The 10,003-nt window shown below is 64.0% G+C and carries 9 protein-coding genes; 7 read left to right on the forward strand and 2 right to left on the reverse strand.

Features of this window, described 5'->3' with window-relative positions; translation table 11 throughout:
- Nucleotides 1-37 precede the first annotated feature (37 nt).
- The 6 genes from E8E75_RS03005 to E8E75_RS03030 all read left to right on the forward strand — a co-directional run bounded on the left by E8E75_RS03005 (nt 38) and on the right by E8E75_RS03030 (nt 8,221).
- Nucleotides 38-955 carry a LysR substrate-binding domain-containing protein gene (locus E8E75_RS03005; RefSeq protein WP_120651347.1) on the forward strand — a complete coding sequence of 306 codons (918 nt, stop codon included), beginning with the start codon at nt 38-40 and terminating at the stop codon, nt 953-955.
- 395 nt (nt 956-1,350) lie between these two features.
- Entirely contained in the window at nt 1,351-2,592 is a 1,242-nt protein-coding gene (mexE, locus tag E8E75_RS03010; RefSeq protein ID WP_120651348.1) for a multidrug efflux RND transporter periplasmic adaptor subunit MexE, read from the forward strand.
- Nucleotides 2,593-2,603: 11 nt separating this feature from the next.
- Nucleotides 2,604-5,792 carry an efflux RND transporter permease subunit gene (locus E8E75_RS03015; RefSeq protein ID WP_153922119.1) on the forward strand — a complete coding sequence of 1,063 codons (3,189 nt, stop codon included), beginning with the start codon at nt 2,604-2,606 and terminating at the stop codon, nt 5,790-5,792.
- Nucleotides 5,789-7,183: a TolC family protein gene (locus tag E8E75_RS03020; RefSeq protein WP_120651350.1), complete on the forward strand. Its 1,395-nt coding sequence runs from the start codon at nt 5,789-5,791 to the stop codon at nt 7,181-7,183. Before E8E75_RS03015 ends, E8E75_RS03020 begins: the two co-directional genes overlap by 4 nt.
- A 208-nt stretch (nt 7,184-7,391) precedes the next feature.
- Nucleotides 7,392-7,583 (forward strand): hypothetical protein, encoded by a 192-nt coding sequence (locus E8E75_RS03025; protein WP_120651351.1) that lies wholly within the window; start codon nt 7,392-7,394, stop codon nt 7,581-7,583.
- Between the two features lie 182 nt (nt 7,584-7,765).
- Nucleotides 7,766-8,221 carry a hypothetical protein gene (locus E8E75_RS03030; RefSeq protein WP_120651352.1) on the forward strand — a complete coding sequence of 152 codons (456 nt, stop codon included), beginning with the start codon at nt 7,766-7,768 and terminating at the stop codon, nt 8,219-8,221.
- A 22-nt stretch (nt 8,222-8,243) separates the two neighbouring features.
- Here the strand turns inward: E8E75_RS03030 and E8E75_RS03035 are convergent, their stop codons facing one another.
- Nucleotides 8,244-8,591, reverse strand: coding sequence for a DUF3509 domain-containing protein (locus E8E75_RS03035; protein WP_120651353.1), 348 nt, complete (start codon nt 8,589-8,591; stop codon nt 8,244-8,246).
- Nucleotides 8,592-8,884: 293 nt separating this feature from the next.
- Between E8E75_RS03035 and E8E75_RS03040 the strand changes: the two genes are divergently transcribed.
- Nucleotides 8,885-9,226 (forward strand): FKBP-type peptidyl-prolyl cis-trans isomerase, encoded by a 342-nt coding sequence (locus tag E8E75_RS03040; RefSeq protein WP_120651354.1) that lies wholly within the window; start codon nt 8,885-8,887, stop codon nt 9,224-9,226.
- Between the two features lie 195 nt (nt 9,227-9,421).
- Here the strand turns inward: E8E75_RS03040 and E8E75_RS03045 are convergent.
- Nucleotides 9,422-10,003 (reverse strand): HAD-IA family hydrolase (locus tag E8E75_RS03045; protein WP_280357987.1); only part of this gene is annotated, 582 nt, incomplete at its 5' end.

The following is a 10,003-nucleotide window of genomic DNA, read 5'->3' on the forward strand; positions in this document are numbered from 1 at the left end:
GAACTGCACCTTTCACACATTAATTACGGATGATTCCATGAACCGGAACGACCTGCGAAGAGTTGACCTCAACCTTCTTATCGTGTTCGAGACGCTCATGCATGAGCGCAGCGTAACGCGTGCGGCAGAAAAACTGTTCCTCGGGCAGCCGGCTATCAGTGCTGCGCTGGCCCGACTGCGGACCTTGTTCGACGACCCGCTGTTCGTCCGTACCGGCCGCAGCATGGAGCCGTCGGCCCGGGCCATGGAGATCTTCGCCCTGCTCTCCCCGGCCCTGGACTCCATCTCTACCGCCGTCAGCCGCGCCGCCGACTTCGACCCCGCCACCAGTAATGCGGTATTCCGGATCGGCCTGTCGGACGACGTGGAGTTCGCCCTGCTCCCCGCCCTGCTTCGCCGCCTGCGCGCCGAAGCGCCCGGTGTGGTGCTGGTGGTGCGACGCACCAACTATCTATTGATGCCCAACCTGCTGGCTTCCGGCGAGATATCCGTGGGCGTCGCCTACACCGAGGAGCTGCCGGCCAACGCCAAGCGCAAGACCCTGCGTCGCTCCAAACCCAAACTCCTTCGCGCCGACTCGGTCCCCGGCGCACTGAGCCTGGACGACTACGCCGACCGTCCGCATGCCCTGGTGTCCTTCGCCGGCGACTTGGGTGGCTTCGTCGACGAAGAACTGGCCAAGGTAGGGAAAACCCGCAAGGTGGTCCTCGCTGTACCCCAATTCAACGGCCTGGGCACCCTGCTCGCTGGTACCGACCTGGTAGCCATGGTCCCGGACTATACGGCCGCAGCCCTGACCGCCGCCGGGGGCCTGCGCGCCGAAGACCCACCTCTGCCGGTCCAGTCCTTCGAGCTGTCCATGGCCTGGCGCGGCGCCCAGGACAACGACCCCGCCGAGCGCTGGCTGCGTTCACGCATACAAATGTATTGCGGGGACCCGGACAGCCTGGAATAACGGCCTCGCGAAGCCCCTCATTTTGTAGGGGCGAATTCATTCGCCATGTCTGCGTTAGTTGTTGCGAGAGTTTTTCAAACTGGCCAATAGCCTTGTAGGAGCTGGCTTGCCAGCGAAGCGCGGCCATTCGCAGGCAAGCCAGCTCCTACGGGCAATGCAACTGCCAGCAACACGCAACGCAGACATCGCCATTTCACGAAGGCCTGCCCATCAGACTCTCAGGGGACGCTGCGCATCCCTCGGCGATTGAAATCGCCCCTACAGTTCCCGAATCCATAACCCCGCCCTGATCAATCACTTCCAGTAATAGTCATCTTCAGGGCGTTCGATTCGTCTGGTCGAAACGCCGCAATCAGACTCCGCCCATTCATAAAACCAATTGGCGGAGCTGTCCCATGGAAGCAATACAGAAGAATCTCTGGCGTTACCCTCTTACCCTCGCGGCGGCGGTGGTACTGGTAGCCTGCGGCAAGGCACCGGAAGCCACGCTCAACCAAGCGGCCCCCAAAGTCAGCGTCGCCGAAGTGATCGAACAGCCCCTCAACGAATGGGACGAATTCACCGGCCGCCTGGAAGCTCCGGAGTCCGTGGAAATCCGTCCGCGCGTCTCCGGCTACATCGACCGCGTGGCCTTCGACGAAGGCAGCCTGGTGAAGAAAGGCGACCTGCTGTTCCAGATCGACCCACGCCCCTTCGAGGCCGAGGTCAAGCGCCTGGAAGCCCAGCTGCAGCAAGCCCGCGCCAACCAGAACCGTGCCGCCAACGAAGCCCGCCGCGGTGAGCGCCTGCGCCAGAGCAATGCCATATCCGCCGAACTGGCCGACGCTCGCGCCAGCGCTGCCACCGAAGCCCAGGCCGCGGTCGCCGCCACCCAGGCCGAACTGGACAACGCCAAGCTCAACCTCAGCTTCACCCGCGTGACCGCGCCCATCGACGGTCGCGTCAGCCGTGCAGAAATCACCGAAGGCAACCTGGTCAACGCCAGCCAATCGCTGCTGACCTCGGTGGTCTCCACTGACAAGGTCTACGCCTATTTCGACGCTGACGAGCGCGCCTTCCTCAAGTACGTGGAACTGGCCCGCAAGACCGGCTCCGACACCCGCGCCGCCAGCCCCGTCTACATGGGCCTGTCCAGCGAGACCGGCAACCCTCACCTGGGCCAGTTGGACTTCCTCGACAACCAGGTCAACCCGCGCACCGGCACCATTCGTGGCCGCGCCGTGTTCGACAACAAGGACGGCCGCTTCACCCCTGGCCTCTACGCCCGCATCAAGCTGGTTGGCAGCGAGACCTACCCCGCCGCGCTGATCAAGGACGAAGCCATCGGTACCGACTTGGGCAAGAAGTTCGTCCTGGTGCTCGGTGACGACAACAAGGTGAATTACCGCTCCATCGAACTGGGGCCGAAGCTGGAAGGCCTGCGCATCGTTCGCAGTGGCCTGGCCAAGGGCGAGACCATTGTCGTCAACGGTCTGCAACGCGCCATGCCTGGCGCCCCGGTGGAACCGCAGTCAGTCCCCATGGCTGACGAATCCACCCTCGCGCAACTGGCACGCCTGCGCCAATCGGTCGACAGCAGCAACGCCCCACGGGTGGCTGAGCAGAGCGCCAAAACTTCCGTCGGCCCGCGCGGCTGAGGTAGCACGTCATGAATTTCTCCCAGTTCTTCATCCTGCGGCCGATCTTCGCCGCCGTGCTGTCGCTGCTGATCCTGATCGGCGGTGCCATCTCGCTGTTCCAGCTGCCCATCAGCGAATACCCGGAAGTGGTGCCGCCGACAGTGGTCGTGCGCGCCAACTTCCCCGGCGCCAACCCCAAGGTGATTGGTGAAACTGTCGCCTCGCCGCTGGAACAGGCCATCGTCGGTGTGGAAGGCATGCTCTACATGTCCTCCCAGGCCACCAACGACGGCAAGCTGACCCTGACCATCACCTTCGCCCTGGGTACCGACCTGGACAACGCGCAGGTGCAGGTGCAGAACCGCGTGACCCGAACCGAGCCCAAGCTGCCGGAGGAAGTCACCCGAATCGGCATCACGGTCGACAAGGCCTCGCCCGATCTGACCATGGTCGTGCACCTGACCTCGCCGGATAACCGCTACGACATGCTCTACCTGTCCAACTATGCCGCGCTCAACGTCAAGGACGAGCTGGCGCGCCTGGACGGCGTAGGGGACGTGCAATTGTTCGGCATGGGCGACTATTCCCTGCGCGTGTGGCTGGACCCCAACAAGGTGGCCTCGCGCAACCTGACTGCCACTGATGTGGTCAATGCCATCCGCGAACAGAACCGTCAGGTGGCAGCCGGCGCCCTCGGTGCGCCGCCGTCCAACGCCGGCAACAGCTTCCAGCTCTCGATCAACACTCAGGGCCGCCTGGTTACCGAGGAGGAGTTCGAGAACATCATCATCCGCGCCGGCGAGGACGGCGAGATCACTCGCCTGAAAGACATCGCCCGTGTCGAGCTGGGCTCCAGCCAGTACGCCCTGCGCTCGCTGCTGAACAACCAGCCGGCCGTGGCCATCCCGGTATTCCAGCGTCCCGGTTCCAACGCCATCGAAATCTCCGATGCAGTCCGGGCACGCATGGCCGAGCTGAAGCAGAACTTCCCCCAGGGCATGGACTACGAAATCGTCTATGACCCGACGATCTTCGTGCGCGGCTCCATCGAGGCCGTGGTCCACACCCTGCTCGAAGCCATCGTGCTGGTGGTGCTGGTGGTGATCCTGTTCCTGCAGACCTGGCGCGCCTCGATCATCCCGCTGGCCGCCGTGCCGGTGTCGTTGATCGGCACATTTGCGGTGATGCACCTGTTCGGCTTCTCGCTCAACGCCCTGTCGCTGTTCGGCCTGGTGCTGGCCATCGGCATCGTGGTGGACGATGCGATCGTCGTCGTGGAAAACGTGGAGCGGAACATCGGACTCGGCAAGTCGCCGGTGGAAGCCACCCGCCAAGCCATGAAGGAAGTGACCGGCCCGATCATCGCTACCGCCCTCGTGCTGTGCGCCGTGTTCGTGCCCACCGCCTTCATCTCCGGCCTCACCGGGCAGTTCTACCAGCAGTTCGCGCTGACCATCGCCATTTCCACGGTGATCTCGGCCTTCAACTCGCTGACGCTGTCGCCGGCCCTGGCCGCCGTGCTGCTGAAGGATCACCACGCGCCGAAAGACCGCTTCTCCCGCGTACTCGACAAGATGTTCGGTGGCTGGCTGTTCGGCCCGTTCAACCGCATGTTCGAACGCGCCGGAGGCGGTTACGTCCGTACCGTACGCCGCGTCCTGCGTGGCAGCAGCATTGCCATGCTGGTCTATGGCGGCCTGCTGGTGCTCGGCTACCTGGGCTTCTCCAGCACCCCGACCGGCTTCGTGCCGCAACAGGACAAGCAGTACCTGGTGGCCTTCGCTCAATTGCCGGACGCCGCCACCCTCGACCGTACCGAGGCTGTGATCAAGCGCATGTCCGAGATCGCCTCCAAGCATCCGGGCGTCGAAAACACCGTGGCCTTCCCGGGTCTGTCCATCAACGGTTTCACCAACAGCCCGAACAGCGGCATCGTGTTCACCCCGCTCAAGCCCTTCGATGAGCGCAAGGACCCGTCCATGTCCGCTGGCGCCATCGCGGCCGAGCTGAACAAGCAGTTCGCGGATATCCAGGACGCCTACATCGCGATCTTCCCGCCGCCCCCGGTACAGGGTCTCGGCACCATCGGCGGCTTCCGCCTGCAGGTCGAGGATCGTGGCAACCTGGGCTACGAGGAGCTGTACAAGCAAACCCAGAACATCATCGCCAAGGCCCGCCAGTTGCCTGAGCTGAACCCCATGTCGGTGTTCACCAGCTATCAGGTCAACGTGCCCCAGGTGGATGCCGCCATCGACCGCGAGAAGGCCAAGACCCACGGCGTGGCCATCAGCGACATCTTCGACACCATGCAGGTGTACCTGGGTTCGCTGTACGCCAACGACTTCAACCGCTTTGGCCGCACCTACCAGGTCAATGTCCAGGCAGAACAGCAATTCCGCCTGGAGCCCGAGCAGATTGGCCAGCTGAAGGTACGCAACAACCGTGGCGAGATGATTCCGCTGTCCACCTTCGTCAAGGTGGAGAACAGCTCGGGCCCTGATCGCGTGATGCACTACAACGGCTTCATCACCGCCGAGATAAACGGCGCTGCAGCCCCCGGCTACAGTTCCGGCCAGGCCGAGGCAGCGATCGAGAAACTGCTGAAGGAAGAGCTGCCCAACGGCATGACCTTTGAGTGGACCGACCTGACCTACCAGCAGATCCTCGCCGGTAATACCGCGGTGTTCATCTTCCCCCTCTGCGTGCTCCTGGCCTTCCTGGTACTGGCCGCCCAGTACGAGAGCTGGAGCCTGCCGCTGGCGGTGATCCTGATCGTGCCGACCGTACTGTTCTCCGCCATTACCGGGGTGATCCTGGCCGGTAGCGACAACAACATCTTCACCCAGATCGGCTTGATCGTCCTGGTGGGCCTGGCATGCAAGAACGCCATCCTCATCGTCGAGTTCGCCAAGGAGAAACAGGAAGAAGGTCTGGATCGCGTCGCCGCCGTCCTGGAAGCCTGCCGCCTGCGTCTGCGCCCGATCCTGATGACCTCCATCGCTTTCATCATGGGCGTGGTGCCGCTGGTGCTGTCCTCCGGTGCCGGCGCCGAAATGCGCCATGCCATGGGCGTTGCAGTGTTCAGCGGGATGATCGGCGTGACCTTCTTCGGCCTGCTGCTGACCCCGGTGTTCTATGTCCTGATCCGCGGATTCGTCGAGAAGCGCGAAGCGCGCAAGGCCGCCCGCGCCCAGCAACTGAAGGAAGCACACACATGATTCACAAGGCTTTTGCCCCCGCTCTGCTGGCCCTGGCGCTTGCCGCCTGTGCCGTAGGCCCGGACTACAAGGCCCCGGAGAGCGAGCCCGCGCGGCTCGCCTCTTCCGAAGGTGTGAAGGTTGATCGCACCCGCTTCGAGAGCCTCTGGTGGCAGCAGTTCGAAGACCCGACCCTGAACCAGTTGGTGCAAGAGTCGCTGAAGGAAAACCGCGAACTGCGCATCGCCTTCGCCCGCCTCAAGGCCGCCCGCGCCATCCGCGATGACGTCGGCAACGACCAGTTGCCTGTGGTCACCGCCGGAGCCAGTGCCGAAATTGGCAAAGGCCAGCAGCCTGGCGTAACAGAAGAGCGGGTCAACGCCGAACGCTACGACCTGGGTCTGAACATGGCCTGGGAGCTGGACCTGTTCGGTCGCATCCAACGGCAGATCGAGGCCAGCGAAGCGGAAACCGACGCCGCCCAGGCCGACCTGCAACAGTTGCAGGTGAGCCTGATCGCCGAGTTGGTAGACGCCTACGGCAACCTGCGTGGCGCACAGCTCAGGGAGCGGATTGCACGCGAAAACCTGGAGAACCAGCAGGAGTCCCGCGGCCTGACCGAACAACTGCGCGACGCGGGCGTCGGCAGCGAACTGGATGTGCTGCGCGCTGACGGTCGTCTGGCCGCCACCGAAGCCAGCCTGCCGCAACTGCAGGCCGAAGAAGCGCGTGCCCGCAACCGCATCGCCACACTGCTCGGCCAGCGTCCGGAACAATTGTCCGTGGACCTGTCTCCCAAGCCCCTGCCGGTGATTGCCAAGGCACTGCCCATCGGCGATCCGGCCGAGCTGCTGCGTCGTCGTCCGGACGTGCGTTCAGCGGAGCGGCAACTGGCCGCCGCCACCGCCGGTGTTGGCGTGGCCACGGCTGACCTGTTCCCGCGCGTGAGTCTGTCGGGCTTCCTCGGCTTCACGGCCGGACGCGGCTCGCAGATCGGCTCCTCCGCCGCACGAGCCTGGGCGGTGGCACCGACCATTTCCTGGGCAGCCTTCGACCTTGGCAGTGTTCGCGCCCGACTGCGTGGCGCCGAGGCCGACGCCGACGGTGCACTGGCCAACTACGAGCAACAAGTGCTGCTGGCCCTGGAAGAGTCGGAAAACGCTTTCAGCGACTACGGCAAACGCCAGGAACGACTGGTGTCGCTGGTGCGCCAGTCGGAAGCCACCCGCGCCGCCGCCGAACAGGCCGCGACCCGCTATCGCGAAGGTACCGTGGACTTCCTCGTGCTGCTGGACGCCGAACGCGAGCGCCTGGCTGCCGAAGACGCCCAGGCCCTGGCCGAAGTCGAGGTCTATCGCGGCATCGTCGCCATCTACAAGGCCCTTGGCGGCGGCTGGCAACCTCAGGCGTGATCATTTCCTCCCTTGTCCGGCCTGCCCCGGCCGGCAGCTTTACCCCGCGGGTCCGAGCTCCTCGCCGCGGGGACTTTTATTCAGCTCTCCGTGGGCGTCCGGGAAAAGCCGGCTCCCAGGAAGCCTGCTGACCGCGTCAAGGATGGCAGTACCGAATTCGGAGAAAGCTCTGGATACCCCAACCCTTGATCTCGATAGGAGAGATTCCATGAAAAAGCTCATCACTTCCGCAACCCTTCTGGCCGTCGCCCTTTCCGCGGGTTCCGCCATGGCATCCGGCGGCGGCGACCGCACCATCTCGCGCTATGAAAAGCGCCTGGCGCAGATCGAGAAGCAGCAACGCGAGGCAAACGAAGCCGTCGCCCAGAAGGAACTCGCAGAAAAAGCAAAACGTGGCTAAGCCACAGGGACGGGGCGGGATTACCTGCCCCATCCCGCCCACAGCGATAACCCGCCGGCCCTCAGTCGAGGCCTGGCGGTTTGTCCCGCCCCCATCACCTCGGGCGTGATCGCTGCAGGCGACGCACTTGCCTCGGCGACAATCGCCGGCTAGCGTCATGCCGACAGCCGACGAAGCCCTCCATGCCAACCGACGCCCAGATCCTCGCTGCCATAGATACCGCCTTCGGCGACTGCCGGCGCCCGGAGCACTTCACCAATTTCCAGCATTGCTGCGAATGTGCAGAGCACGACGCGCTGCTGTGCAGTCGTGACCGCGAAACACTGCAACACGCGGATGTTGGAAATGCCGGTTGGGACCCTATCTGTTTCTGCTCGCCCGAAGGCATCGCCTACTACTTCCCAACTCTGGCGCGCTTCGCGTTGGCCGAGCCGTCGCCGGAAATAGACTGGTATGGCTGGCAAATGGTCTTCCATCTCGGCTACGGCGGCGCGGAAAACGCTTTGCTCCAGCATTGCTCGACGGCTCAGCGCCAAGCCGTGGCCAGCTTGCTGGCGCACCTGCTCGATACCCGTACCGAGCTACTGGAAATGGACGCCGACGCTGCTCTGCACGCCCACGGAAACTGGTCGCGTTGAGCGGACTTCAGACCGCAGGGGATCAACGGGGCGGCTGGCCAGATGCCAGCTTGCGCCGCGCCACTAGTGTCTTGGCCGCCGTCATGTGAATGGGGCCGCCCTGGTAGGTGGGCAGCTCGCGCGATACCCAATCGATCCCCTTGTCACGCCAGTGAACCTCACCCGCCTCCAGTTTCATGTCCCTCTGCACTTCCCGGATCACCTGACGAACACGCTCGTCGCTATAGAAGGCTTCGTTGTCGATGGCTTTGCAGAAGGTCGCACCATCCTGGCTGATCAGCGTGAGCAGCAGCGACCCGTCGGGTCGCGGCTTCACGTCGACCTGATGCTGCGGGAAAGCGTCATAGAAGGCAGTGAATGGCAGCTTCATGCGGAACACTCCTGTCGGACCATGGGTCGTTCGGACCCTGTTTCTTGCACTCGGCATGCCCGTTCGCCGTTTCCACCAATTTCCTTGCTAATCAGGCATATGGCGCGAACGCACTGTGTCGCTTCCGGGTGACTTGCACGGTCCCTAGTCCAATCCCCGTGCAAGTTGCACGAAGTTCCGATGAAACCGGCTTCCTGTCGTCTGGCCACTGGGCTTGACCAGTGCGCCCTATCCTGCGAAAAGGCTGCGCGCAAATGGCCGGGCCCGGTCGACGAACCAAGGAGCACATTCCCATGAGTGACGAACTGCAGATAACCGATATCCAGCTGGGCGACGGCAAGGAAGTGGTCAAGGGCGCCCTGATCACGACCCAGTACCGCGGCACCCTGGAAGACGACACCGAGTTCGATTCCTCCTACAGCCGTGGCAAACCCTTCCAGTGCGTGATCGGCACCGGTCGCGTTATCAAGGGCTGGGACATCGGCCTGATGGGCATGAAGGTCGGCGGCAAGCGCAAGCTCTTCGTCCCCGCGCACCTGGCCTATGGTGAGCGCCAGGTCGGTGCCCACATCAAGCCGAACTCCAATCTGTGCTTCGAAATCGAGTTGCTGGAAGTCCTGACCCGCGACGATTGAGCACACGCCCAAACCTGTAGGAGCGAGCTTGCTCGCGAATATAGATCGACCCCACTGATCGAGTGACGACAAGGCGGCCAGCCACAGGCTTGTGGCCTGGGCCGCCGCCGGCACCGCAGGGTATGGGAGTTGAAACGCCCGGCAATCGTGTCACCTGACGGCGACAGGATACCGGGCGAATCTGTCAGCAGGCTGTCAGCTGGACTGGGGCATCTCGCCACGGGCCAGGCGCTTGTTGATGTCGTCGATCACCGCCGGCAGGTCGGCGATGGTGTCGATCAGGTAGTGTGGGCGGGAGCCTTCGAACATCTGGCCGATGCGCGCGCGCTCCTGGTCCAGCTTGTCCTTCGGCAGCGCCTTGAACTGCTCGTACGTCAGGCCCAGGGCGTTGCCCGAGCAGGTCAGCGCCACGGTCCACATGCCGGCGCTGCGGCCTTCGAGGATGCCCGGCCAGGTGTCGTCCACCTTCACGCAGGCGGCGACGTCGTTGATGCCGAGGGCGATGACGTTGGCCAGGGACTGCGCCGGGTGCGGGCGGCCGTTGGGCACTTCGTCGGTGGCCACCACGTGGTCCGGCGTGTAGCCGTTCTCGCGGGCCAGCTCCACCACCTTGGCCATCACCACCGCCGGGTAGCCGGAGCAGGTGCCGATCTTCAGGCCCTTGCCGCGCAGGGTGGCGATGGCGTCGAGGGCGCCGGGGATCAGCGCGGAGTGCAGGCCGATCTTCTCGATCTGCAGCGGCATGAAGCGCTCGTAGATGGCGGTGACGTCATCGTC

It is taken from the genome of Pseudomonas sp. BN606 (genome assembly GCF_029873115.1).
In the GTDB taxonomy this organism is placed as follows: Bacteria; Pseudomonadota; Gammaproteobacteria; order Pseudomonadales; family Pseudomonadaceae; genus Metapseudomonas.

What these genes read in the sequence shown, in the direction of transcription:
- E8E75_RS03035 (WP_120651353.1), bottom strand. Translation starts at nt 8,591, where the DNA reads ATGAAGCTGCCATTCACTGCCTTCTATGACGCTTTCCCGCAGCATCAG.
- E8E75_RS03005 (WP_120651347.1), top strand. Translation starts at nt 38, where the DNA reads ATGAACCGGAACGACCTGCGAAGAGTTGACCTCAACCTTCTTATCGTG.
- E8E75_RS03020 (WP_120651350.1), top strand. Translation starts at nt 5,789, where the DNA reads ATGATTCACAAGGCTTTTGCCCCCGCTCTGCTGGCCCTGGCGCTTGCC.
- E8E75_RS03040 (WP_120651354.1), top strand. Translation starts at nt 8,885, where the DNA reads ATGAGTGACGAACTGCAGATAACCGATATCCAGCTGGGCGACGGCAAG.
- E8E75_RS03025 (WP_120651351.1), top strand. Translation starts at nt 7,392, where the DNA reads ATGAAAAAGCTCATCACTTCCGCAACCCTTCTGGCCGTCGCCCTTTCC.
- E8E75_RS03015 (WP_153922119.1), top strand. Translation starts at nt 2,604, where the DNA reads ATGAATTTCTCCCAGTTCTTCATCCTGCGGCCGATCTTCGCCGCCGTG.
- mexE (WP_120651348.1), top strand. Translation starts at nt 1,351, where the DNA reads ATGGAAGCAATACAGAAGAATCTCTGGCGTTACCCTCTTACCCTCGCG.
- E8E75_RS03030 (WP_120651352.1), top strand. Translation starts at nt 7,766, where the DNA reads ATGCCAACCGACGCCCAGATCCTCGCTGCCATAGATACCGCCTTCGGC.